Source organism: Micromonospora pisi (assembly GCF_003633685.1).
GTDB lineage: Bacteria > Actinomycetota > Actinomycetes > Mycobacteriales > Micromonosporaceae > Micromonospora_G > Micromonospora_G pisi.
In genome coordinates, this window is the sequence record NZ_RBKT01000001.1 from 6,439,871 (window position 1) to 6,463,760 (window position 23,890).

Consider the following 23,890-nt stretch of genomic DNA (forward strand, 5'->3'; position numbering starts at 1 on the left):
CGCAACAACATTTCGCTTCGGCGGTAACACTCCGCGCAGAGACTCGGCGTCCCACGGTTCTTTCGACAGGGGGACGTATGAGCCACCACACGCAACCCGTGAACCATTCCGCGCGACCCGCCCTCGACCGGCGTGGGTTCCTGCGCGCCGTCGGCGCCAGCGGTGGTGCCGGCGCGATGCTCGCCACCATGGGCGCGCTCGGACTCGCGCCGACCGCCGCGTCCGCCGCACCCGCGTTCCGCGCACCGGCGCGATCCGACTTCACCCTGAGCGGCCGGTCCGGTGCCCGGGTGGTCATCCTCGGCGGCGGTGTCGCCGGCCTCGCCACCGCGTACGAACTGGGCAAGGCGGGATACGACTGCACGATCCTGGAGGCGCGCGCGGTCGCCGGCGGGCGGAACCTGACCATCCGGGGCGGCAGCGTCGAGACCGACCTGGACGGGCGGACGCAGAAGGCGAAGTTCTCCGACGGGACCTACTTCAACGCCGGCCCCGGCCGGTTGGCACAGTGGATGGTCACCCTGGACTACTGCCGCGAGCTGGGGGTGCCGATCGAGGTCTTCACCAACGCCAACGCCGACGCCCGGATCTACAACGAGTCCACCGGCATGACCTCCGCCCAGCGCTACCGCACCGCCAGGGCGGACGTGTACGGCTACGTCTCCGAACTGCTCGCCAAGGCGACCGACCAGGGCGCGTTGGATGCCCGGCTCACCGCCGAGGACAAACAGCGCCTGCTGTCGTTCCTGCAGAGCTTCGGGGCGATCGGTGGACGTACCAACGGTTGGGCGTACACCGGGACGAACCGGCGGGGGTACGCCGCCTACCCGGGGGCCGGCAACGACGCGGGCACCCCGCTCGGTGCCCCGCCGCCGCTGTCGGACGTCTTCGCCAGCAACGTCGGGCGCTACTTCTCCTTCGAGCTCGGCTATGACCAGGCGATGCTGATGTTCCAGCCGGTCGACGGGATGGACGCGATCCCGCGCGCCCTGACCCGGGCGGTCGGCGGCCATCGGGTGCGCCTCGGGGCGGAGGTCACCGGCGTGACCAACCTGGGCGGTGAGGTCGAGGTGACCTACCGGCAGGGCCGGCACGAGAGGTCGATCCGGGCCGACTACTGCGTGGCCACGCTGCCGCCGCAGCTGATGGCCCGGGTGCCGCACAATCTCGGTACCAACGTGACCGCCGCGTTGAGCGGCTTCCCGGCCACCGCCTCCGGGAAGATCGGACTGGAGTACCGCAGCCGTTGGTGGGAGACGGACGAGCGGATCTACGGCGGCATCACCGAGACCGATCTCGACCTCGCCCACATCTGGTACCCGTCGTACGGCTTCCACGGTAGGCGGGGTCTGATCGTCGGTTACTACAACACCGGCGCGAACGCCCGTACGTACAGCGCGCTCACGCCGGCCGGGCGGGAGGCGCGGGCGGTCGCCCAGGGGGTGAAGATCCACGGGGAGAAGTACCGGACCGAGTTGGCCACCTCCTTCTCCCATGCCTGGGACCGGACGCGTTACCTGGAGGGGGCCTGGACCTCGCCACCGCACGGCACGGCCGGGTACAACCTGCTGTTGCAGCCGGCGGGGCGGGTCTATTTCGCCGGTGACTGGCTGAGTCACGAGACCGCCTGGCAGCACGGTGCGTTTGTCTCCGCCCGGTCGGTGGTGACCGCGCTGCACCAGCGGGTGATGTCGAGCTGAGCGCGATCGCCACGGACGCTCCGGGACGGGGCGTCGGGGTGGTGCGGGGCCGGGCTCAGGAGAGCCGCTGCCGGGCCCGCTCCAGGTGGGCTCCCATCGCGGCGTACGCGGCATCGGGGTCACCGGCGACGACCGCGGCGGCGATGTCCCGGTGTTCGGCGACCGTCGCGCTCCCCAACGGGGTGCTGTAACGGCGCCGGAACAGGTGCAGGTGACAGTGCGTACGGGCGAAGGCGTTCAGCAGGTGCTGGTTGCCGGCGAGTTCGGCGATCAGCCGGTGGAACCGGTCGTCGTGTCCGGCGAGGTCCTGGTAGTCGGCGTAGCTGTCGCCGTCCGGTAGTTCACCGACCGAGTCGATCTCGGCCCGGAGCCGGACCACGCCGGCGTCGTCGCGGTGCCGCGCGGCGCGGGCGGCGGCCCAGGGCTCGATCAGGGTGCGGAACTCGAACAGGTCGTCGATCTCGGCGAGTGTGAGGATCGGGGTGACCGAATACCCGCGTAGCGGCTCCTTGCGTGCCAGGCCCTCGGACTCCAGCCGGACCAGGGTCTCGCGGATCGGGGTGGACGAGACCCGCAGGTCGCGGGCCAGCTGGTCGATGCTCAACCGGCCCTGCGGGGGAATCACGTGGTCCATGATGAGCCGCTTGATCGCCTGGTAGACGTCCTCGGTCAGGGTCTGTCGTGCGGGCAGCGGGGCGAGCGTGCCTGGTCCGGCCGGTTTTCCGGTGGCGCCGACCGGAGTGCTGACCATCGATGTCTCCCGCCTGGGCGATGAAACTCGTCGATGACGAGGATAGCCGAGCGGCGTCGTCACATCACGGACGGTCGATCAAATGTCCGGTAGTGCACGACGAGTTTGTCGAACGGTACGGTGCCTCGGTGGCCCGTACACAACTCACCGCCGAGTTGGTGGTTGACGGTCGTGTTCCGCGCGCGTTGGCGCTGTCGCCGGACGGCCGGTGGGTCGCCTACGTGGTCGCCCCGGTCGGCCGGGCTGGTGATCACCCCGTCAGCGAACTCTGGGTCGCCGCCACCGACGGGACCGGGTCGCCGCGTCGATTGACTTCGGGTGAGGCGCACGATTCGGCGCCGAGGTGGGCCGCGGATTCGCTGCTGGTCTACTTTCTCTCCGACCGGGTCGAGCGTGGCACGGCGCAGTTGCACCGGGTCGGCCTGGTCGACGGTGTCGTGGAGGCGGTCACGTCCTGGTCCGGCGGGGTGTCGGGGCACCTCCCGTTGGCCGATCCCAACCTGGTCGTCGTGATCGCGGCCGACGAACCGTCCGCCGAGGACGAACGTCGGGACAGGGAGCGCGACGACGCTCGGGTGTGGGGCGAACGCGTACGCCCGGACCGGTTGCGGCTGCTGGACGTACGGCGCCGGGAGGTCCGGACACCGGACGCGTTCGGCGATCGGCATGTCGTCGAGGTGACCCAGCGGCCCGACGGTGCAACGCTGGCGGTCCTCACCTGGTCGACCCCCGAGGTGGACCCGGGCCTGGTCGAGCCCGGTCTCCACCTGCTCGACCCGGACAGCGGCATGACGCGGGACCTCGGCCCGGCCGCGGCGGACGCGTTCTCGCTGGTCTGGTGGTCCGCCGACGACGGCTGGCACCTGGCGTATGTCGCGAAGACTCCGCCGGTTCTGGTGGGCGGACACGCGGTTCTCGATGTCGCCGTACCGGTGGGCGGGCCGGTGGGCGAGCACCGTAACCTGACCGCCGGCACGACCAGCTGCCCGAGCGACCTGGTCCAGGTCGACACCGGTCCGCCGCTGGCGCTGGTCGCCGACGGGCTCGATACCGCGATCCACCGGCTCGACCCGGTCGGGCCCAACTTCGTCGAGGTGTCCCGAGTCCATGGTCTCGCGACGTCGTTGACCGCGAACCGGCACGGTGACGTCGTCGCGGCGGTGGTCAGTACGTCCTACGAGCCGGGAAATGTACGGGCCGGTCCCGTCTGCGGGCCGCTGACGAGGCTGACCGACGTCAGGCCCGAACTCCGCGACATCCAATGGGGTGCCCAGGAACGCTTGTCGTACGAGGCGTCCGACGGGCTGGCCCTCGACGGCCTGCTGATCCTGCCGGCCGGCCGGTCCCGTGGGGACGGGCCCTTCCCACTGGTGACACTGGTGCACGGCGGCCCGTACGACCGGCATGCCGACCGGCTCGAACTGGGCTGGTTCCCGTCCGGTCAATGGCTGGCGACCGCGGGCTACGCGGTGTTCCTGCCGAACCCGCGCGGCGGCAAAGGGCACGGCCACGACTTCGCGGTGTCCGTCGCCGGTGCGGTCGGCCTCGGTGAGTGGACCGACATCTGCGCCGGCATCGAACTGCTCGTCGCCGACGGCGTCGCCGACCCCGACCGGCTCGGTATCGGCGGCTGGAGCCACGGCGGGTTCATGGCCGCATGGGCGGTCGGGCAGACCGACCGGTTCAGGGCCGCCGTGATGGGAGCCGGGATCAGCGACTGGGGAATGCTCGCCGCCACCGGGGAGGAGGGACCGTTCGAGTCCGCCCTCGGCGGCAGCAGCGGCTGGGAAGGAACAGGTCCACACCGCCACGACCGGCTCAGCCCGATCTCGTACGCCTCCAGGGTCCGTACGCCGGTGCTGATCCTGCACGGCGAGAACGACACGAACGTTCCGGTGTCACAGGCGGAGTTCTTCCACCGTGCGCTACGCAGGTTCGGAGTCGAGCACGGGTACGTCGTGTATCCCCGGGAGAACCACCGGATCCGCGAACGCAACCACCAACTCGACGTGCTCCGCCGCACCCGCGCCTGGTTCGACCGGTGGCTCGGATGACCCCGACGTCCGACCGCAGCCCCGCCTTGAACACGGCCTAGTTGTACTGATCGGGGACGTCGCCCGGTCCGTCTTGGCCGGCGAGCTCTTCGGGCGCGATGAGCGGTCGTGCACGGCCTCACCCGCGAGGTACCGGTCGACCCAGCGCTTCACGGTTGGCCAGGAGACCTGGAAACGGGCGGCGACCTCGCTGACCGGCGAGCCCTCGTCGACGACGGTGGCTTCGAGCTGCTGTGCGCGGTCGATCTCGGCGCCATGGCTGCTGCTGTCAGTGGGAACGAGGTCGAAGTGGGCGCGGTTCTTGACGGTCTTGAGGTCGGTGTTCTTGAGGAACAGCACGGTGGTGATGGGTTGTTTCGGCGTCACGGAGGGTTTGGGTAGTGACCCGGGAGGCGAGCAGGAACGCGGCGAGCACGAGTCCGAGGGCTGCGGCGATGAAGGGGGCGCGGATCCCCAGGCTGCGTCCGAGCAAGCCGCCGGTGAGGGCTCCGAGGGGGACGACACCCAGGACGACCAGGCGGTAGGCGGCGGTGACGCGGCCGAGGAGTTCGTCGGGTACTGCTGCTTGGCGCAGGGTGCTGACGACGATCTGGTTCAGCGAGGTGGCAATGGCAGCGCAGAACATGCCGGCAAGGGCGAGGGGTGTGTTGTGACCCAGGCCGAGGATGGCGTAGCTGGCGGCGGGGGCGAGGGCGGCGAGCCAGGTGATGGGGCCGCCGCCGATGCGGGGCACGAAGTGTTCGGCGAGCAGCGAGCCGGCGATCGCACCGGCGGCGGGAACGGCGATGAACAGGCCGTAATGCGCCACGGGCATTTGGTACGGGCCGGTAATCAGCAGAACGAGCAACCCGCCGGTGGCCGCGCCGAAGAAGTTGATCGCCGCCGAGATGAACGCGACTCGGCGCAGCAGATCGTGGCGCCAGAAGTGCGCCCATCCGGAGCGGATGTCCTGGGTGATGGTGGTCGGGGTCGAGCGGCGGCGCTCCTGTTCCTCGCTGGTGGGGCGCAGCGCGGGCAGCAGCAGAGCTGCCAGGCCGGCGAGGGCGAACGCGGCCGCGCCGGTGTAGAAGGCCGCTGATGCTGCCAGCGCGAACAACGCCGCGCCGGCAGGCGGACCGATGAAGGTGTTGATGACGGACTGGGTCGCGAACAACCGGCCGTTGGCGCGCTCGAGTTGCTTGCGTGGCAGGAGACGGGGCGGGATGGTCAGGGCGGCGTTGTCGACCATCGTCTCGGCGCAACCGGCTAGGAACACTGCGGCGTAGAGCAGTGCGACGTGGCGCCATCCGTTCGCCAAGGCCACGGCGAGCAGCGCGAACCCGGCCGCGCGCAGCCAGTTGCCAGCGGTAAGTAGCCGACGTCTGTCTACCCGGTCGGCCATCACGCCGGCCGGGAGGGTTGCGACCAGCCAGGGCAGGAACTGCACCACCGTCATGCCCGCCACCACGAGCGGGTCACGGGTCAGCGTCGCGACGAGCAACGGCGCCGCAGCCTGCAGCAGCCCGTCGGCGAGGTTTGAGGACGCTTGGGACGCCCACAGGGCAGTGAACGATCTGCGTGGGGCGGCGGCAGGCACGATCAGTCTCCTGGCGGTGTTCTCACGGGTGATTGGCTGATTGGGAATGAGCATGCCAGTAGCCCGTCTCACGTGCAACAATGCTTTTGACCATGAGAGGAGCTGATGGTGAGGTTCGGCCACGTCGCGGGCGACCGCATGCTCGACCTGGTGAACACTGTTGACTGGCGCCTCGGCGGGTGCGAACGCATTGAGAACCTGAAGACCTTCTCCGACGTCGTCGACTGGTGCATCGAGTCCGACCTGATCACCGGAGACGAGGCCGTGGCTCTGCGCGACCTCGCCGGCCAGGACGACGCCCGGGCCGAGCGGGAACGGCAACAAGTCATCGAAGCGCGCGAGAGGGCCTACGCAGCTCTCTTTGAGGACGACCCCGAAGCCGCCGCAGACCTCGCGGACATGTACCGGGCGGCCATCGCCGCAGCCGACCTGGTCCGCATCGGCGACCGCTGGCTCTGGCGAGACCGGGAAACCGACCTCCGCTTGCCCCGCAATCGCATCGTCCGCGGGCTCGTGGCTCTCACCCAGCGCGACGACCTCGACCGCCTCCACCAGTGCGAAGACGTCAAGTGCGGCTGGGTTTATCTCGACACATCACCGCGGCGGAACCGCCGCTGGTGCAACACGAAGGACTGTGGCGACCGCAACCGCGCCCGCGCCTACTACGCCCGACAGAAGGCGAAAAGCCGCCGGCCCTGATTTATTCACCGCCTGTGATCGTGGGCTCGCGACGCCCAGACTCAATCAACGTCCCCGGTCGGTACACCTAGTCGAAGGCGGGTAGGTGGCGTTCCCTGGCCCGGTCCAGGTGTTCCCGCATCGCCGCCTCCGCCTCGTCCGGCGCGTGCGCCACGATCGCGTCGGCGATCCGCTGGTGCTCCGTGCTGGTGGTGCCGGTCTGCGCGTACGGGAAGTAGCGGCGGTGCAGGTGCAGGTGGGCGTGGAGCCGGGCGATCCCGTCCGAGAGCAGCGGGTTGCCGGCGGCGCCCGCGATCAGGTCATGAAACCGGGCGTCGAGTGTGGTGAACGCGGCGTGCCAGCGCCAGCCCTCCGGGTCGCCCTCGTCGGTGCCGACCGTGGTGGCGGCCTCGGTGCTGATCTGGGTCCGGAGTTCGTCGCTGGCACGTTCGGCGGCCCAGCGGGCGGCGGCGGTCTCCAGCAGTGACCGCATCTCGAACATGTGGGTGAATTCGGCCCGGGTCAGCAGCGGGCTCACGGTGTAGCCGACCAGTGGGCGTTTGCGTACCAGCCCGTCGGCCTCCAGGCGGGCCAGTGCCTCACGGATCGGGGTGGGGCTGACCGCCAGGTCGCGGGCGAGCGCGTCGATGTTGATCCGGTCGCCGGGGCTGAGTGTGTGTTCGAGTACGAGCACCTTGAGCGTCTCGTACACGTCTTCGCCGAGGGTGGACCGGCGTAGCGGACGGACCGGCTGCTGGTTGACCATCCGTCTCCTTCTGAGGGTTGCCGCCGTGCTCCTCGAACACGCCTTGATAACGACGTCATGTTTCTTCGAGGTTAAGCCTTGACGCCGGCAAGAGTGATCGACTAAACATCCATGATACATCCTATAGGATCGACGATATGCGGGAAAGGTGCGGTCATGAATCGGAGCCCGTTGATTCGGCTCGGCGCCGCGGCTGCCATCCTGGCGCTGGGCACGCTGGCCACCGCCGGATGCACCAAGAAGAGTGACAACGAGGCGGCCGGCGCGACCACGCGGGCGGCCGACCAGGTGAAGATCGCCCTTGTGCCGGGCGGTGCGCACCCGTACTTCCAGCCGTGGAAGGACGCGGCCACGAAGGCCAAGGCCGACCTCGGCCTGGCCGACGTCACGTTCAACGAGACCTCCGGCTGGGACCAGACCAAGCAGAACGACGTTCTCAAGGCGCTGGCGGCGCAGGGCTACAACGCCTTCGGCATTTTCGGGGTCGCCCCGGAGAACATCAACTCCACCTTCGAGGACCTCAAGGGCCAGGGCTTCCCCGTCGCCTCCCTCGCCTCGTGCCCGGCCGGTGACGTCAACAAGGCGGACTTCTGCCTCTCCACCGACGTCGAACTCGCCGCGTACAAGGCCGGTCAGGCCGCCGTCGAGGCAATGGGCGGCCAGGGCAACCTGGTCCACCTCACCGGCAACAAGGTGGACTCCAACACCCAGCGCCGGATCGCCGGGGTGCAGAAGGCGGTGGACGAGACCGGCGGCAAGGTCAAGCTGCTGCAGACCGTGACCGACGTGGACAAGGACCTGCAGAGCGCGCAGAAGGCCGTCGCCGACCTGCTCGCCGCGAAGGGCACCCAGATCCAGGGGATCGTCAACACCGCGTACAACCCGGCAGTCGCCGCCGCCGAGGGGGTCAAGCAGGCCAAGCTCCCGATCAAGGTGATCGCGATCGACGACGACCAGACCATCCTCGCCGGCATCCGGGACGGCTCGGTCGCCGGCACCGTCCTGCAGAACCCGGTCGGGCAGGCGTCCGTCGGGTCGTACGCGCTGACCAAGCTCGCCGGTGGCTGCACGGTCACCAAGCCCGGCGTGGTCATCGACTCGGGCTCCTTCGTGGTCACCAAGGCCAACGTCGACAACTACGAGACCGACCGGCAGGCCAAGACCGACGAGCTCAAGAAGGCCTTCGACGGCCAGTACCTGAGCTGCCAGTAGTCGCGCCCGGCCGGTCAGCGGCTCCCCGCTGACCGGCCCACGGCCGACCGCACCCCCTCGTACCGCGCCATCCCGTCAAGGAGCCTCGTTGCCCGCGATCACCCACGCCGAGGCGTACCTCGTCGACCTGGAGGTCGAGACCGTACGCACCGACGCCGTCCAGTCGTTCCTGAAACAGGAGACCGTCTTCGTCGAGATCCGGACGGACGACGGCGGGACCGGCACCGGTTACGCGTACACGATCGGCACCGGTGGGACCGCGGTGCTCGCGCTGCTGCGCGACTACCTCGTGCCCCGACTGGTCGGCGCCGATCCCCGCCGGGTCGAGGCGGTCTGGCGCGACCTCTTCGCCGCCACCCGGGCCACCACCGTCGGCGCGATCACCTCGCTCGCCCTGGCCGCGGTCGACACCGCGCTCTGGGACTGGCGGTGCCGCGACGCCGACCAGCCACTCTGGGTGCTCGCCGGTGGCGCCAAGCAACGCATCCCGCTCTACGACACCGAGGGCGGCTGGCTGCACCTGAGCACCGACGAACTGATCGCCGGTGCCAAGGCCAGCCAGGCCGCCGGCTGGCCCGGGGCGAAGCTGAAGATCGGCCGCTCCCCGGTCCAGGACGCCGAACGGCTCGCCGCGGTACGCGCCGAGGTCGGACCCGACTTCGACCTGATGCTCGACGCCAACCAGTCCCTCACCTCGGCCGAGGCGATCAGGCGGGCCCGGCTGCTCGAACCCTCCGACCCATACTGGTTCGAGGAACCGATGCCCGCCGACGACGTGTCCGGGCACGTGGCACTGGCCTCGGCCACGTCGATCCCGGTCGCGGTGGGCGAGTCGATGTACTCGATCGCCCAGTTCCGCGACTACCTGCACCGGGGAGCGGCCGGCATCGTCCAGGTCGACGTGGCCCGCATCGGCGGCATCACCCCGTGGCTGAAGGTCGCCCACCTCGCCGAGGCGTACAACGTGACGGTCTGCCCGCACTTCCTGATGGAACTGCACGTCAGCCTCTGCTGCGCCGTACCGAACAGCGGCTACCTGGAACACATCCCGCAACTACGCGCGATCACCAGGAACGAGATCGAGGTGGTCGACGGGCACGCGCTGCCACCGACCGCCGCCGGCCTCGGCATCGACTGGGACCGCGACGCGATCGACAACCGGAGAGTCCAGTGAGTGATCAGACCACCACGGTCACACCGGAGGCGCCACCGGCGGCCGAGCCTCCGGCGCCCCGTAAGCCGCCGGGCATCCCACTCTGGGCCAACCCCCGCCTCGGGCTGGTGGTCCTGCTGATCGGGCTGGTCGTGCTCTTCAGCACGCTGCGGCCGGCGTTCCTCAACACCGCGCTGACCCTGGTGCCGCTCCAGGCCGACATCAGCGTGTACGCGGTGGTCGGCCTGGCCCAGCTCATGGTCCTCTCGCTCGGGCACATGAACATGGCGGTCGGGCGGATGGCGGCGATGAGCGCCTTCGCGATGGGACTGGCGTACGACCGGCTCGACGTACCACTGCCGGTCGGGCTGGTGATCGGGCTCGCCGTCGGCACCCTGCTCGGCGCGCTGGCCGGACTGATCATCTCGCGTACCGGGGTGAACTCCTTCGTGGTCACCCTCGCCCTGGACTTCGCCATGATCGGCCTGATCACGATCCTCTACACCCGGTTCACCGACGGGGTCGCCTTCAGCGGCCAACCGACGAGCATGACCGCGCTGCGCAACGACACCTTCGCCGACTACTGCATCGGCAACGTGTGCGGGCCGAACGTGCCACTGGTCGTACCGTTCGCGCTGGTCGCGGCGCTCGCGGTCGGGCTGCTGTTCCGCTACGCCCGGCTCGGTCGGGAAATCCTGATGACCGGCGACAACGCCCGCGCGGCCGAACTCTCCGGCATCCCCACCGGCACCCGGGTGGTGCAGGCGCACGCGCTCTCCGGCCTGCTCGCCGGTCTGGCCGGCTTCCTGCTCGCCGCGAACAACGGCGCCTTCTCCGCGAGCATCGGCGAGCAGTTCCTGCTCCCGTCGTTCCTCGGTCCGGTACTTGGCGGCACACTGCTCGCCGGCGGCGCGGTCAGCATCCTGGGCACGGTCCTCGGCGCCACCCTCACCCAGGTCATCTACAAGGGACTGAACCTGCTGCAGTTCCAACTCGACCAGCTCAAGCTCTACATCGGGCTGGTGCTGCTGGTCGCACTCTCGCTGGACCGGGTGCGTCACGTACTCGCCGAACGCAGGGGGGCGCAGGCATGACCAAGCTGCTGACCGCACGGGTCGAGCCGGCCGGACGGCTCCGGTCGTTGACCCGGCGCCCCGAGTTCACCCTCGTCCTGGTCGCGCTCGCCGGGTTCGTCGCGCTCGCCATCGCCACCAACGGCAACCTGCTCTCCGCCGGCACCCTCGGCGCGTTCTTCCGGTTCCTCGCCGTACCGATCGTCATCGGCCTGGCCCAGATGGTGGTCCTCGCGATCGGCCAGATGAACCTGTCCGTCGGCGCGCTCACCGGCTTCTGCGCCATGGTCGCCGCCTGGGCGATGCTGGAAGCCGGACTACCGGCCCCGCTCGCCATCGGGGTCGCGCTCCTGGTCGGCCTGGTCGCCGGGGTGACCAACGGCCTGCTGGTGGTCTTCACCCGGATCAACGGCTTCATCGTCACCCTGGCGACCATGACCATCATCGAAGGGCTCCGGTACGGGGTGAACGGCCCCGACACCTTCCAGGGCTACTCCCCGGGGCTGCGCGAGTTCGGCCGCGCCTCGCTGCTCGGCCTACCGGTGGTGTTCCTGGTCGCGCTCGCGGTGGCCGCCCTGGTCGCCTTCTTCTTCGCCCGTACGGTCACCGGTCGGCAACTGCTCGCCAGCGGCGGCAGCCCGTTCGCCGCCCGCCTCTCCGGCATCTCCAACGACCGGTCGATCGTGATCGCGCACGCCCTCTCCGGGCTGCTCGCCGGGGTCGCCGCGGTGATCACCGTGGCCTCCTCCGGATCGGTCAACTCCAGCATCGGCGACGACCTGCTGCTGCCCAGCTTCGCCGCGCCGATCATCGGCGGGGTGGCGCTCACCGGCGGTGCGGTCAGCGTCGCCGGCACCTGCCTGGCAGCGTTCATCGTCCGGCTGGTGGACGTGCTCCAGGCCCAGTTCGACATCAACCGGCGCTGGATCGACCTGATCGTCGGCGCGGTCGTCCTCGGTGCGGTGCTGCTCGGCACCGCCCGGCAGAAGCTGTTGCGGAGGTCGTCGTGATACTCACGGCCGAGGGCCTGGTCAAGACGTTCCCGGGGGTACGCGCGCTGGACGGCGCCACCCTGCGGCTGGCGGCGGGGAGCGTACACGCGCTGCTCGGCGAGAACGGTGCCGGCAAGAGCACCATGGTCAAGCTGCTGACCGGGGTGTACCGCCCGGACGGCGGGCGGATCGTGCTCGACGGGAAGGAACTGCACCTGACCGGGCCGCTGGACGCCCAGCGGGCCGGAATCGGGGTGGTGCACCAGGAACGGAACCTGATCCCCGCCTTCTCCATCGCGGAGAACATCGTGCTGCACCACCTGCCCCGTCGCCTCGGCGTGGTGGACCGCAACCGGATGCGGGCCGAGGCACGCCGCTGCCTGGACCTGCTCGACCTGGACCTGGACCCGGACACCCCGGTCGCCGACCTCTCCGTCGCCCATGGCCAACTGGTCGAGATCGCCAAGGCGCTCAGCCTGGACAGCAAGGTGCTGCTGCTCGACGAGCCGACCGCCTCACTCACCGGCGACGAAGCGGACCGGCTCTACGCCATCGTCCGCAAACTGACGACCGACGGTGGGCGCGCCGTGGTGCTGGTCAGCCACAAGTTGGAGGAAGTGTTCGCGATCGCCGACACGGTGACCGTGTTGCGCGACGGGCACAGTGTGGCCGAGGCGGAACCGCTGGAGTCGTACAGCCAGGGCCAGGTGGTGGACCTGATGGTCGGCCGGGCGTACGCGTCGGTGACGCTCGCCGCCCGCGAGGTCGACCCGCAGACCCGGCCGGCGTTGCGGCTGGACCGGGTCAGCACCGCCGGTGGGCACCGGGACGTGTCCCTCACCGTCCGCCCCGGCGAGATCCTCGGCCTGTACGGGCTGGTCGGCGCGGGCCGCAGCGAACTGGCGAAGGCGCTGCTCGGACTGGACCGGATCACCGGCGGCACGGTCGAGGTGCAGGGCCAGCCGGTGCGGATCCGTACCGTCGGGGAGGCCCTGCGCCGCTACAAGATCGGGTACGTCACGGAGAACCGCAAGGAGGAAGGGGTCTTCCTCGACCAGCCGATCACCCGCAACATCGGGGTGACCATCTGGCGGCGGATCGCCCGCGCCGGGCTCGTCACCGAACGGGCCGAGCGGACCGTGGTGGCCGACTACACCGAGCGGCTCGGCATCCGGGCCGCGTCCCCGCGACAGCTCGCCGGCCAGCTCTCCGGCGGCAACCAGCAGAAGGTCAGTCTCGCCAAGTGGCTCGCCGCGCAGTGCGAGATCCTGATCGTGGACGAACCCACGGTCGGCATCGACGTACGGACCAAGGCCGCGTTCCACGAGCTGATCGCCGAACTCGCCGGTGCCGGAATGGCCCTGCTGCTGATCTCCTCCGACCTTCCCGAGATCGTGACACTGGCGGACCGGGTAGCGGTGATGAACGATTTCACCGTTCGTGGTGAACTCGCCAACGACCACGACTACGGCCGGATGAGTCAGGCGATCATCCGGATGATCCACGCTGGACCGGACCCGGAGCAGACGGGCGCCGGCCCGGACCGGCCCGATGCAGCAGGGGAGCCAGCCGCGTGAACCCAATCGAACGGAACCGACTCGGTACGACCGACGTCGAGGTGACCCGACTCGGTCTCGGCCTCGCCCCGCTCGGTGGCCTCTACCGGGCGGTCGGCGCCGCGCAGGCGTCCGCCACCCTGGAACGGGCCTGGGAGCTGGGGTTCCGCTACTTCGACACGGCACCGCTCTACGGCGCCGGGCTCTCCGAACGGCGGGCCGGATCGGTGCTCGCCGGCAAGCCCCGGGACGAGTTCACCCTCTCCACCAAGGTCGGGCGGCTGCTCGTACCGGGGCGGGAGGCGCCGCGCGGTGGCCGGCACCGCGAACCCGACCCGGAGCCGGTCGACCACAACGACGAGATCTGGGCCGAGCCGGTCGACCTCACCCCCGCCTGGGACTTCAGTGCCGACGGCACCCGCCGGTCGTACGCGGAGAGCCTGGACCGGCTCGGCCTGGACCGGGCCGACGTGCTGCACGTCCACGACCCCGACGACCACTACGCCGACGCGCTCGCCGGCGCCCTGCCGGCCCTGGTCGAACTGCGTGGGCAGGGCCGGATCGGCGCGGTCTCGGTCGGCATGAACCAGGCCGAGATGCTCGCCGACTTCGTCCGTACGGGCGACGTCGACGCGGTGCTGCTCGCCGGCCGGTACACCCTGCTGGACCAGTCCGGCCTGGCCGAGCTGCTGCCGCTCTGCGCCAGGGAACGCGTCTCGGTGATCGCCGGTGGGGTCTACAACTCGGGCCTGCTCGCCGATCCGAAGCCCGGCGCCACGTACGACTACCTGCCGGCGCCGGCCGAACTGCTGGACCGGGCCCGCGCCATCCAGGATGTCTGCGCCAAGCACGGGGTGCCGCTGCGGGCCGCCGCGATCCAGTTCCCGCTCGGCCACCCGGCGGTGGCCAGCGTCGTGGTCGGTGCCCGCTCGGCGGACGAGGTGACCGACGCCGCCGAGATGTTCGCCCATCCGATCCCGGGTCAGCTCTGGCGGGACCTGAAGGACGCGGGACTGCTGCCCGAGGAGGTGCCGACCCCGTGATCGTCGACTCCCACCAGCACCTCTGGACCGCCGACTACGCCTGGCTCGCCGACCCGGCGCTGACCCGGATCCGCCGCGACTACGGCGTCGACGACCTGCGGCGCAACCTGCGCGATGCCGGTGTGGACCGGACCGTGCTGGTCGAGGCGGCCCGGGGCGAGGCCGCCGAGACGACCGAGTTCCTGGCCACCGCCGCCGGCACCGAGGAGATCGCCGGGGTGGTCGGCTGGGCCTCCCTCACCGACCCGGCGCTCGCCGACACCCTGGCTGGGCACCGGGCCGGCACCGGCGGGCACCTGCTCGTCGGCATCCGCGACCAGGTGCAGGGCCAGCCCGACGACGACTACCTGGACCGGCCCGAGGTGCGGGCCGGACTCCGTACGATCGCCGCCGCCGGCCTGGTCAACGAGCTGGTGGTACGGGTCGAGCAGCTACCGGCGGTGGCGCGGGCCGCCGCTGCCCTGCCGGCGGGCCGGTTCGTCCTCGACCACCTCGGCAAGCCACGGATCGCGGCCGGCACCGCCGGCCTGGAACAGTGGCGGACCCTGGTGGCGCCGGTCGCCGCCCAACCGAACGTGGTGTCGAAGCTCTCCGGCCTGGTAACCGAGGCCGACCCGGGCGGTTGGACGGTCGAGGACCTGCGCCCGTTCGTGACGAGCGCGGTCGAACTGTTCGGCCCGGACCGGCTCATGTTCGGCTCGGACTGGCCGGTCTGCGAACTCGCCGCCACCTACCGGCAGGTACGGGACGCGTTGGAGCAGATCCTCGGCGGCGTTCCGGAGGCCATCTTCGCCACCACGGCGATCAGCACCTACAAGTTGGAGATCGAATGAAGTACATGCGGGTGGGTCCGGTCGGCGCGGAGCGCCCGGTGGCCCACACGGACGGTCGCCACTTCGACCTGTCCGGCATCACGGGGGACATCGACGGGGCGTTCCTGGCGGCGGGCGGGGTGTCCGACGTCGCCGGGCTGCCGGAGATCGACATCACCGGACTGCGGATCGGCGCCCCGATCGCCCGTCCGGGTGTGGTGCTCTGTGTGGGACTGAACTACGCCGCGCACGCCGCCGAGTCCGGGGCCGCGAAGCCGGAGTGGCCGGTCGTCTTCTACAAGGCGCCGAACACCGTCGTCGGCCCGTACGACGACGTGCTGGTGCCGCGCGGGTCGACCAGGACCGACTGGGAGGTGGAGCTGGCCGTGGTGATCGGCCGTACCGCCCGTTACCTGGCCTCGCCGCAGGAGGCACTGGCGCACATCGCCGGGTACGCCCTCGCCAACGACGTCTCCGAGCGCGACTTCCAGCTCGCCGTCTCCGGTGGACAGTGGTCCAAGGGCAAGTCCTGCGAGACGTTCAACCCGCTCGGCCCGTACCTGGTCACCCCGGACGAGCTGGGCGACCCGGGGCGGCTCGGCCTGCGCTCGTGGGTCAACGGCGAGGTACGGCAGGACTCGAACACCGCCGACATGATCTTCGACGTGGCGTACCTGGTCTGGCACCTGTCCCAGTACACCGTGCTGGACCCGGGCGACCTGATCAGCACCGGCACTCCCGAGGGCGTGGCGCTCTCCGGGCGGTTCCCGTACCTGTCCGCCGGTGACGTGGTCGAGGTCGAGATCGACGGCCTCGGACGGCAGCGCTCGGTCGTCAAGGACGCGGCATGATCATCACCGGGGTTGAGACGTACGACATCCGCTTCCCGACCTCCCGCGAGCTCGACGGCTCGGACGCGATGAACCCCGATCCCGACTACTCCGCCGCGTACGTGGTGCTGCGTACCGACAGCGGGATCGACGGCCACGGTTTCACCTTCACCATCGGCCGGGGCAACGAGGTGTGCCGAGCCGCCATCGACGCGCTCGCGCCGTTCATCGTCGGCCAACCCGTGGACGACCTCGGCGAGTTCGCCAAGCGGCTCACCCACGACTCGCAACTGCGCTGGCTCGGCCCGGAGAAGGGCGTGATCCACCTCGCCACGGCCGCGGTGATCAACGCCGCCTGGGACCTCGCCGGCAAGGTGGCCGGCAAACCGGTCTGGCGGCTGCTCGCCGAGATGAGCCCGGAACAGCTCGTCGACCTGGTCGACTGGCGGTACCTCACCGACGCGCTCACCCCGGACGAGGCGCTGGAGATCCTCCGGGCCGCGCTGCCCGGGCGGGCCGACCGGATCGCCGAACTCGAACGGCGCGGCTACCCCGCATACACCACCTCGCCCGGCTGGCTCGGCTACGACGACGCGAAGCTCACCCGGCTCGCCAAGCAGGCGGTCGCCGACGGCTACCGGCAGATCAAGCTGAAGGTCGGTGGCGACCGCGCCGACGACCTGCGCCGGCTCGCCCTGGCCCGGCAGGTCGTCGGACCGGACATCCGGATCGCGGTCGACGCGAACCAGCGCTGGGGCGTCGCCGAGGCGATCGACTGGATGACCGCGCTCGCCCCGTACGCCCCGTGGTGGATCGAGGAGCCGACCAGCCCGGACGACGTGCTCGGGCACGCCGCGATCCGGCGCGGGCTGGCCCACGTCACACCGGACGGGGGACCGATCCGGGTCGCCACCGGCGAACACGTACAGAACCGGATCGTCTTCAAACAACTGCTCCAGGCCGACGCGGTCGACTTCGTCCAGATCGACTCGTGCCGGGTCGCCGGGGTCAACGAGAACATCGCGATCCTGCTGCTCGCCGCGAAGTTCGGCCGGCCGGTCTGCCCGCACGCCGGGGGAGTGGGCCTCTGCGAACTGGTCCAGCACCTGTCCATGTTCGACTACGTCGCGGTCTCCGGCTCGCTCGACGACCGGGTGATCGAGTACGTCGACCACCTGCACGAGCACTTCGTCGACCCGGTGGTGATCGTGGACGGGGCGTACCGCGCGCCGAGCCTGCCCGGCTTCTCCGCGCAGATGCACCCGGACACGTTGGCCCGGTACCGCTACCCGGACGGGCCCGCGTGGTCCTGATCCACGTCGAACTCGACACCGGCGAGAGCTTCCCGATCCCGGAAGCCGATGGCTTCGGTGGACCGATCGCCGTGCTGGAGGCGCTCCGGCGACTGCTCACCGGCCCCACCGAACCGGCCCGCGCACCGTTGGCCCTCGTCGCCGGTGCCGTCGCCGGGGTCGCCGGCCCCGGGCTGGCCCGGTGCGCCGCGATCGGGATCTCCCCGCTCTCCGGCGCGGTGGCCGAAACGCGGGCCGAAGGACCGTACGCGGCCGGACTCCGGGCCGCCGGGGTCACCGGGGTGATGCTGTACGGCCGGGCCGCCGAACCGGTATGTGTGGTCATCGAGGCGGGCCGGGCCCGGCTGGAGCCGGCCGGGGCGGTCTGGGGTCAGGAGACCGGCGCGGCGACCGATGCCCTGCTCGCCAGGTACGGCGACGGGGCGGCGGTGGCGGTGATCGGCCCGGCGGGCGAGCACGGCGTCCGGTACGCCTCGATCGTCACCTGCCGGGACCATCCGCTGCCCCGTCTCGGCCTCGGCGCGGTGCTCGGGGCAAAGAACGTCAAGGCGGTGGTCTGCGTACCCGGCCCGGAACCGGTGCCGGTCGCCGACCCGGGAACGCTGGACCGGCTCGCCCGGTGGTACGCGGGCGCCGTGCCCGGCAACTCGCACTGCGTCAAGGTGTACGCCGGAGCCGGGCTGCACCAGGAGGCGCTGGCGATGCTCGGGCCGAACCTCGGTATCGCCGACCCGTGGGCGCTGCACGCCCGCTGCCTCCAACTCGGACTGGACCCGGTGTCGCTCGGCGGCACACTGGCGGCGGCGGGGGTGCCGGCGGCGGACGTACCGGCGGTGGTCGAAAGGATCGCCGCCGGTGGCGACCCATTGGGCGAAGGAGCCGCCCGCGTCGCCCCGAAGACGGCGATGACCAGCAAGGGCGTCGAGTTGCCGCCGTTCGACCCACGGGTCCAACCGAACCTCGGCCTCGGCTACGCGGTCGCCCCGATCGGGCCGCGCTACGACATCGTCGAACACGACCTGGACTTCGACCCGGAGGAAGGGCTGCCGCACAGTTATCCCGAGCTGCGCCTGCTCGGCGCGACCGTGCCACGCCCCCGTAACGAGCTGGACGTCACCCGGACGGCGCAGCTACTGCGCCTCTGGAGCGGCCTGGACGCCCTCGGCGTCTGCGCGTTCGCCGCGACACCGACCCGGCCACTCACCCTCGGGCTGGTCGAGGAGCTGGTCGAGGCGGTCACCGGGGAACGGCCGGACGTGCTGGCGCTCGGCGCGCGACGGCTGCGACTGCAACGCGAGATCAACCATCGGCTCGGCATCGGGCTGGACGCGGACACCCTGCCCGACCGGTTCTTCACCGAACCGGTCGCCCTCGGCCGGTACGCCGGAGCCGTCCTCGACCGGGCCGCCTTCACCGAGGCGGTCGCCGAACTGCACCGGCAACTGGGATTCACCGAGTTCGCCTGACCGGGCTCGGCCGACGTACGGAAGAGAGGTAGTGGCAGTGGGCGAGTTCGACGGGCTGGTGGCGGTGGTGACCGGCGGTGGGTCGGGAATCGGCAAGGCGTGCGTGGAGGCGTTCGTGGCCGGCGGGGCGCGGGTCGGCGTACTCGACCTCAACCCCGGTGAGCAGGGCGGTGCGACCCTCGGCCAGGTCGCCGACGTCGCCGACGCCGGATCCCTGGACCGGGCGATGGCGGCGGTCGCCGACGCGTTCGGCGGCATCGACATCCTGGTCAACAACGCGGGAACCAGTGCGGTCGGCACGGTCGAGGCGAACGATGACGCCGAGTGGCAGCGGGTGCTCGACGTCAACGTGATCGGCATCGTACGGACCACCCGGGCCGGGCTGCCCTACCTGCGCCGCAGCGCGCACGGGGCGATCGTCAACACCTCCTCGATCGCGGCGACCGCCGGAATCGTCCAGCGGGCGCTCTACTCCGCGTCGAAGGGGGCGGTGCACGCGCTCACCCTGGCGATGGCCGCCGACCTGGTGACCGAGGGAATCCGGGTCAACTGTGTGGCGCCGGGCACGGTGGACACGCCGTGGGTCGGTCGGCTGCTGGCCAGGGCGGACGACCCGGCGGGGGAGAAGGAGCGGCTCGCCGCCCGGCAGCCCACCGGCCGACTGGTCCGCGCGGAGGAGGTGGCCGGGGCGGTCGCGTACCTGGCGAGCCCGCTCTCCGGTGCCACCACCGGCACCTCGCTCGCCGTCGACGGCGGCATGTCCGGTCTCCGCCTCCCCCGCTCCAAGTAGAAGGAAGGGCCCCTTGTTATCGCTTTCTGTATAGGAAGGGGCCCTTCCTAACGCCCACGGCGCAGGCGGCGGCAGGCGGCGGCGGCAGGCGGCGGCGGTGACGCGGGCGGGCGTGGGCGGCGGCGGGCGTGGGCGGCGGGCGGCGGGTGGGGCGCTGCGTGGGTAGCCTGTCGGCACAGCGAGCGGGGGTGGGCGTGGTGAGCCGACGAGGTCTGCAGGTCGTGTTGGCGATTCTGGCCACGGTGTCGGTCGTCTCGGGCCTGTGGGGCATGGTGGCCGGGCCCACCGGGTTGCCGGGCGTCGGAGCCGTCCACCCCACAGTGGACAGCGAGTACCGGTTTGCCAACGCGTTCTGGTTCGCGGCCGGAATCGCCGTCTGGTGGGCCGTACCCCGGGTGCAACGCGCCACGGGTCTCCTCCGTGCCGTACTCGGTGTGGTGATCGTCGGCGGGCTGGCCCGACTGCTCGGCATCGCCGTGTCCGGCTGGCCGCACCCGGTGTTTCTCGGCGCGCTCGGGATCGAGCTGGTGGTCGTACCCATGGTGCTGCTCTGGCAGGCCAGGGTGGCCGAGGTCGCGTCCTGACACGATGACCTGCGGTGGACGCCGGACCGCGGGCATCGGCGCTCGCCCCGATCATGAGGCTGTGGCCGGTGCTGCCGATCGAGGTCACCGGGGACGGCCGGGGTTGTCGAACGGGCGAGGACGGACGCCGACCGACGCCGACCGACGCCGGGGGCTAGCCGGCGGCGACCACGTACGGGAACTGGGCGCTGCGGGTGTCGGCGAACTGCTCCGGGGAGAGTCCCGAGGTGGTGGCCGTGTTCAGGGCGAGGGAGAACATCGTCTCGGGCGCGTTGTCGGCGAGCGTACGGCCGTTGAAACCGAGAAAGCCGAAGCTGGCGGTGGTGCCGAGGCGGTACGGCAGCAGGTCCGGCAGCAGCCGGTCGGCGACCGCCCGGCCGTACGCGGCGGGGTCGTCCGCGGTGCCGTTGGCGGCGACCACCCCTGCGACGAGTTGTGCGATCTGTTCGCCGTCGATGGTTATGTCGGTGTCGGGATGGCCCGTGTTCGCGTCGCTGGCCCACTCGCTGTCGACGGGCCGGAAGATCGGCCAGACCATCGGGTGCCCCTCCCGGTTGATCTGCCGCCAGCCGCCCGCGTCGGTGGCGAGCTTGGTGGCGATCCACGTGCAGATGTCGCGGTCGGTGCCGAGCAGGGGATCGTTGTCGGGGACCTCGATCACGATCGAGTGGATGGTGGTGCCGGCGAAGCTGTTCTTCGCCTTCTTCGCCTGCCATCCGGAAAAGTCGAGCTTGGCGCCGTTCCTGACCGCGGCGTCGATCGCCTCGAGTTGTTTCAGGTCGATGTAGAACGGGTCGTTCGCCTTGCCGGCCCAGACCCGCACCCCGTTCGCACCGGAGATCGGCTCGTGGGTGCGGCCTTCGGCGATCATGTCGCCGGTGGCCGAGTCGTCGCTGGCGTCCGGTCCGGTCAGGGCGTGCAGGGTGAGCGCCTGGTCGCCGTTGGCGTCCATCTCGGTGAAGGCGAGCCGGTAGGTCAGTTCCTCCACCGGCGAGCCGTCGAGATGGATCTTGATTTCGTACCGTCCCTCCGGGTGGAAGCCGGGCTTGCCGTCTCTGCCGTACGCGGAACTGTTCACGTTCATGACGAAGACGGTTCCGGTGTCGCCGCGGAAGACGAACTGGTCGGTCAGGTCCAGCCGGCTGTCCTCCCGGGCGAGTGGGGAGTCGAGGTGATGCGACACGGGGCGCCTCCTGCTGTGGCAACTGCCTGCGTCCCTATGTTTACTACCTGATTCACCCGGTTTCGGGAGTTTTGCCAGATCGTCGCCCGCAGCGGGCCGCGCGACGGAGGGGCGCGGCCCACCCAGACCGGCGGCCCGGCCGGGACCGGCGCCTCAGTCGCGGGCGGTGAAGGTCAGTTCGGTGTACTCCGCGACCGGACTGAAGCCGAGCCGGTGGTAGAGGCCGACCGCCGGGGCGTTCTCCGCCTTGACGTTCAGCGCGACCCGGTCGACGGTGGCCAGCAGACGTCGGCAGAGCGCCGAGACCACCATCGTGGCGAGCCCACCGCCCCGGGCCCGTGGGTGGGTGGCGACGTTGCCGAGCGCGGCGACCCGGTAGCTCGGCGACCAGACGTGCACCCCGGCGACCGCGAGCAGCTCACCGCCGCGCCGGAGACCGAGGTACGGCCCGTTCGCGACCATGCCCGGCGCGAACGAATGCGCCGGGTAGGCGAGTTCGTAGAAGGCGCCCAGTTCGGGCAGGTCGGCGGTGGTCAGCTCGACCGTCTCGAGCGCCCCGGCCGGGATGTCCGACCGGTCGGCGCGGACCAGCCGGGTTGGGTCGGTCAGCGCCATCTTCAGGTGTGGGCCGTTCGACTCGGCCTCGTACGCCGGCTCGAGCGCGTGCTCCAGGCCGGGGGAGAGGTGGGCGTAGAACCGCCGTGGCAGCAGCGGCAGCAGTTCGGTGAGCAGCCCGGCCAGCGGCTCCGACCGGTCCGGGGTGTCCAGGGCGAGCAGGATGGGCAGGCCGGCGCCGTGGTAGAGCAGCGCGAGCGCGTCGCCGCGCCGATACCAACTGGTGTACGGCCAGAACCGGTCGTCGAGGTCGCCCAGCTCGTACGCCCGCAGGTCCGGCGTACGACATAGCAGGTCGGCCAGTTCGGTGCGGTCGTGCACACTCTCCAACGGCATCCGAAGATGATCACACAGCCCTGGTCGGCGCTACCTCAGCAGCACCGGGCCGGCGTCGATCGGCACCCGGAACAGCAGGTACGGCCGTTGCCGACGATCCACCCCGCCCTGGTAGTCCGGCTGCCGGTGCAACTGGTTGGCGGTGAAGTAGAGGTGCCCGTCGGTGGCGACCGACATGGTGTCCGGCCAGAGCATGCGTGGATCGTGGGCGACCGTCTCCAGGTGCCCGTCCGGGTGCCGGCGCAGGATCGCGTTGTGCTCGTACGCGGTGAGGTAGATCCGTCCCGCGTCGTCGCTCTCCAGCCCGTCGCCGGCGCTGCCCCGGTCGCCCTCGTCGACCACCGTCGCGGCGACCTGGGCGTCGTCGAGGTTCCGGTCGACCAGGGCGTCGACCGAGACGCTGTGCAGCCGGCGGGAGGCGAGCGGGCAGTAGTAGAGCCGGCTGCCGTCGGCCGAGATGGCAATTCCGTCCGAGCCCATGTCGACCGGCGCCGGCGGACCGTCGGCCGGGCGTTTCATGAACTCACGCCCCTCCACCAGGGGACGGAAGTCGGAAAGGGGCTCGGCCTTGGTGGAGGGGTGGTTGCGCAGGCGGCGCCACGCCTCACCACTGGCCAGGTCGACCACGATGATGGCGTTCTCCCCGCTGGATGCGGCGGAGTCGGTGATGAAGGCGGTGCCGGCGGGGCCGCGCCGCAGGTCGAACCGGACGTCGTTGAGGTAGGTGGTGGGCAGCGCCACGTCGGCGGGGAAGACGATCCGCTGGGCGACCTTGTTCGTGTCCAGGTCGACCCGGACGAGTTTCGGACCTCCGGGCCGGGTGGGTTGGAGCATGGGGCTGCCGGTGTCGAGCACCCAGAGGCGGTCCGCCGGGTCGACCACGATGCTCTGCACCGAGACGAACGCCTCCGGATCGTCGTCCCCGGAGGGGCTGTTCCACGCCTGGTCCGGGTAGGGGTGGGTCTCCCCGTTCCGGACCTCCGCGACGGTGGCGGTGACCTGGTCGCCCCACTTGGGGAAGTTGACGAAGATCCGGCCGGTGTGCGAGACGCTCACTCCGGTCGGCATCGGGCCGGTGAAGGTCGCCACCACCTCCAGGTCGCCCATGGGCTCGTCGCTGGCCAACCGGTCGCTCATCTCCCGTACCCCCTTGCCGTGACCACCGTGGTCCGGGCCGATACTTCCCATATCTGTCCGGAAGTAACCGTTCGGGCGGCAAACGGGGTGCGCGGGGGTCAGCTCTTCGTGGCCGCCTGGCGGTCGTCGCCGTGGCTGTCGCCGAGCACGACCGCGTTACGCAGCGCCTCGGTGAGTCGGCTGGGCGCGGCGTCGGCGTCCGGCTCCTGACCGGGTACGTCGGCGGCACCGGCCGCCCGGGTGAACCGGATCCAGTGACAGGAAGCTTGC

Annotated in this window: 21 protein-coding genes and 1 pseudogene; 15 read left to right on the forward strand and 7 right to left on the reverse strand. The window is 70.9% G+C overall.

Annotated features, from left to right (window positions below):
- Positions 1-98: 98 nt before the first annotated feature.
- A complete protein-coding gene (locus tag BDK92_RS27690) occupies positions 99-1,700 on the forward strand; it encodes a flavin monoamine oxidase family protein (RefSeq protein ID WP_246017276.1) in 1,602 nt (533 codons plus the stop codon).
- A 55-nt stretch (positions 1,701-1,755) separates the two neighbouring features.
- Here the strand turns inward: BDK92_RS27690 and BDK92_RS27695 are convergent, their stop codons facing one another.
- A complete protein-coding gene (locus BDK92_RS27695; protein WP_121159330.1) occupies positions 1,756-2,451 on the reverse strand; it encodes a GntR family transcriptional regulator in 696 nt (231 codons plus the stop codon).
- Positions 2,452-2,579: 128 nt separating this feature from the next.
- On the opposite strand from BDK92_RS27695, the gene BDK92_RS27700 reads away from it, so the two are divergent.
- The gene (locus BDK92_RS27700) at positions 2,580-4,505 is read left to right on the forward strand and encodes a S9 family peptidase (RefSeq protein ID WP_246017277.1); all 1,926 of its coding nucleotides are present in this window, start codon (positions 2,580-2,582) and stop codon (positions 4,503-4,505) included.
- A gap of 30 nt (positions 4,506-4,535) precedes the next feature.
- On the opposite strand, the pseudogene BDK92_RS27705 reads toward BDK92_RS27700, so the two are convergent.
- Both BDK92_RS27705 and BDK92_RS27710 read right to left on the reverse strand, forming a co-directional pair.
- Positions 4,536-4,751, reverse strand: a pseudogene (locus BDK92_RS27705) (helix-turn-helix domain-containing protein); the annotation flags it as partial.
- Between the two features lie 22 nt (positions 4,752-4,773).
- Positions 4,774-6,081, reverse strand: a complete 1,308-nt coding sequence (locus tag BDK92_RS27710) for an MFS transporter (RefSeq protein WP_246017278.1) — start codon at positions 6,079-6,081, stop codon at positions 4,774-4,776.
- 105 nt (positions 6,082-6,186) lie between these two features.
- Here BDK92_RS27710 and BDK92_RS27715 point away from each other — a divergent pair, with 105 nt between their 5' ends.
- Positions 6,187-6,780: a CGNR zinc finger domain-containing protein gene (locus tag BDK92_RS27715; RefSeq protein WP_121159332.1), complete on the forward strand. Its 594-nt coding sequence runs from the start codon at positions 6,187-6,189 to the stop codon at positions 6,778-6,780.
- A gap of 67 nt (positions 6,781-6,847) precedes the next feature.
- Here the strand turns inward: BDK92_RS27715 and BDK92_RS27720 are convergent, their stop codons facing one another.
- Positions 6,848-7,525, reverse strand: a complete 678-nt coding sequence (locus tag BDK92_RS27720; protein WP_121159333.1) for a GntR family transcriptional regulator — start codon at positions 7,523-7,525, stop codon at positions 6,848-6,850.
- A gap of 156 nt (positions 7,526-7,681) precedes the next feature.
- On the opposite strand from BDK92_RS27720, the gene BDK92_RS27725 reads away from it, so the two are divergent.
- The 12 genes from BDK92_RS27725 (at position 7,682) to BDK92_RS27780 (ending at position 20,349) form a co-directional block, all read left to right on the forward strand.
- Positions 7,682-8,737 (forward strand): sugar ABC transporter substrate-binding protein, encoded by a 1,056-nt coding sequence (locus BDK92_RS27725; protein ID WP_121159334.1) that lies wholly within the window; start codon positions 7,682-7,684, stop codon positions 8,735-8,737.
- An 88-nt stretch (positions 8,738-8,825) separates the two neighbouring features.
- Complete coding sequence (locus BDK92_RS27730) at positions 8,826-9,911, forward strand: mandelate racemase/muconate lactonizing enzyme family protein (protein ID WP_121159335.1); 1,086 nt, start codon at positions 8,826-8,828, stop codon at positions 9,909-9,911.
- Complete coding sequence (locus BDK92_RS27735) at positions 9,908-10,984, forward strand: ABC transporter permease (RefSeq protein WP_121159336.1); 1,077 nt, start codon at positions 9,908-9,910, stop codon at positions 10,982-10,984. Before BDK92_RS27730 ends, BDK92_RS27735 begins: the two co-directional genes overlap by 4 nt.
- Complete coding sequence (locus BDK92_RS27740) at positions 10,981-11,973, forward strand: ABC transporter permease (protein WP_121159337.1); 993 nt, start codon at positions 10,981-10,983, stop codon at positions 11,971-11,973. Before BDK92_RS27735 ends, BDK92_RS27740 begins: the two co-directional genes overlap by 4 nt.
- Positions 11,970-13,532, forward strand: coding sequence for a sugar ABC transporter ATP-binding protein (locus BDK92_RS27745; protein WP_121159338.1), 1,563 nt, complete (start codon positions 11,970-11,972; stop codon positions 13,530-13,532). The genes BDK92_RS27740 and BDK92_RS27745 overlap by 4 nt, the downstream gene beginning before the upstream one ends.
- Positions 13,529-14,554: an aldo/keto reductase gene (locus tag BDK92_RS27750; RefSeq protein WP_121159339.1), complete on the forward strand. Its 1,026-nt coding sequence runs from the start codon at positions 13,529-13,531 to the stop codon at positions 14,552-14,554. The genes BDK92_RS27745 and BDK92_RS27750 overlap by 4 nt, the downstream gene beginning before the upstream one ends.
- Entirely contained in the window at positions 14,551-15,387 is an 837-nt protein-coding gene (locus BDK92_RS27755) for an amidohydrolase family protein (protein WP_121159340.1), read from the forward strand. The genes BDK92_RS27750 and BDK92_RS27755 overlap by 4 nt, the downstream gene beginning before the upstream one ends.
- Positions 15,384-16,217 (forward strand): fumarylacetoacetate hydrolase family protein, encoded by an 834-nt coding sequence (locus tag BDK92_RS27760; RefSeq protein ID WP_121159341.1) that lies wholly within the window; start codon positions 15,384-15,386, stop codon positions 16,215-16,217. Before BDK92_RS27755 ends, BDK92_RS27760 begins: the two co-directional genes overlap by 4 nt.
- Positions 16,214-17,509 carry an L-fuconate dehydratase gene (locus BDK92_RS27765; protein WP_121159342.1) on the forward strand — a complete coding sequence of 432 codons (1,296 nt, stop codon included), beginning with the start codon at positions 16,214-16,216 and terminating at the stop codon, positions 17,507-17,509. Before BDK92_RS27760 ends, BDK92_RS27765 begins: the two co-directional genes overlap by 4 nt.
- Positions 17,500-18,975, forward strand: coding sequence for an aldehyde ferredoxin oxidoreductase N-terminal domain-containing protein (locus BDK92_RS27770; RefSeq protein ID WP_121159343.1), 1,476 nt, complete (start codon positions 17,500-17,502; stop codon positions 18,973-18,975). The genes BDK92_RS27765 and BDK92_RS27770 overlap by 10 nt, the downstream gene beginning before the upstream one ends.
- Before the next feature lie 37 nt (positions 18,976-19,012).
- Positions 19,013-19,765, forward strand: a complete 753-nt coding sequence (locus BDK92_RS27775; protein ID WP_121159344.1) for an SDR family NAD(P)-dependent oxidoreductase — start codon at positions 19,013-19,015, stop codon at positions 19,763-19,765.
- A 197-nt stretch (positions 19,766-19,962) separates the two neighbouring features.
- On the forward strand, positions 19,963-20,349 hold the full coding sequence (locus BDK92_RS27780; RefSeq protein WP_170208702.1) for a DUF4345 domain-containing protein: 387 nt from the start codon (positions 19,963-19,965) through the stop codon (positions 20,347-20,349).
- 154 nt (positions 20,350-20,503) lie between these two features.
- Here the strand turns inward: BDK92_RS27780 and BDK92_RS27785 are convergent, their stop codons facing one another.
- The 3 genes from BDK92_RS27785 to BDK92_RS27795 form a co-directional block, all read right to left on the reverse strand.
- On the reverse strand, positions 20,504-21,532 hold the full coding sequence (locus BDK92_RS27785) for a DUF4331 family protein (RefSeq protein ID WP_121159346.1): 1,029 nt from the start codon (positions 21,530-21,532) through the stop codon (positions 20,504-20,506).
- A gap of 153 nt (positions 21,533-21,685) precedes the next feature.
- Entirely contained in the window at positions 21,686-22,483 is a 798-nt protein-coding gene (locus BDK92_RS27790; RefSeq protein ID WP_121159347.1) for a GNAT family N-acetyltransferase, read from the reverse strand.
- A 30-nt stretch (positions 22,484-22,513) separates the two neighbouring features.
- On the reverse strand, positions 22,514-23,620 hold the full coding sequence (locus BDK92_RS27795) for an L-dopachrome tautomerase-related protein (RefSeq protein WP_121162644.1): 1,107 nt from the start codon (positions 23,618-23,620) through the stop codon (positions 22,514-22,516).
- Between the last annotated feature and the right edge of the window lie 270 nt (positions 23,621-23,890).

Bases quoted from the DNA above. Each gene is read 5' to 3' on its own strand.
- BDK92_RS27715 (WP_121159332.1), top strand. From the start codon at position 6,187: ATGGTGAGGTTCGGCCACGTCGCGGGCGACCGCATGCTCGACCTGGTG.
- BDK92_RS27725 (WP_121159334.1), top strand. From the start codon at position 7,682: ATGAATCGGAGCCCGTTGATTCGGCTCGGCGCCGCGGCTGCCATCCTG.
- BDK92_RS27760 (WP_121159341.1), top strand. From the start codon at position 15,384: ATGAAGTACATGCGGGTGGGTCCGGTCGGCGCGGAGCGCCCGGTGGCC.
- BDK92_RS27765 (WP_121159342.1), top strand. From the start codon at position 16,214: ATGATCATCACCGGGGTTGAGACGTACGACATCCGCTTCCCGACCTCC.
- BDK92_RS27795 (WP_121162644.1), bottom strand. From the start codon at position 23,620: ATGAGCGACCGGTTGGCCAGCGACGAGCCCATGGGCGACCTGGAGGTG.
- BDK92_RS27695 (WP_121159330.1), bottom strand. From the start codon at position 2,451: ATGGTCAGCACTCCGGTCGGCGCCACCGGAAAACCGGCCGGACCAGGC.
- BDK92_RS27790 (WP_121159347.1), bottom strand. From the start codon at position 22,483: ATGCCGTTGGAGAGTGTGCACGACCGCACCGAACTGGCCGACCTGCTA.
- BDK92_RS27740 (WP_121159337.1), top strand. From the start codon at position 10,981: ATGACCAAGCTGCTGACCGCACGGGTCGAGCCGGCCGGACGGCTCCGG.
- BDK92_RS27720 (WP_121159333.1), bottom strand. From the start codon at position 7,525: ATGGTCAACCAGCAGCCGGTCCGTCCGCTACGCCGGTCCACCCTCGGC.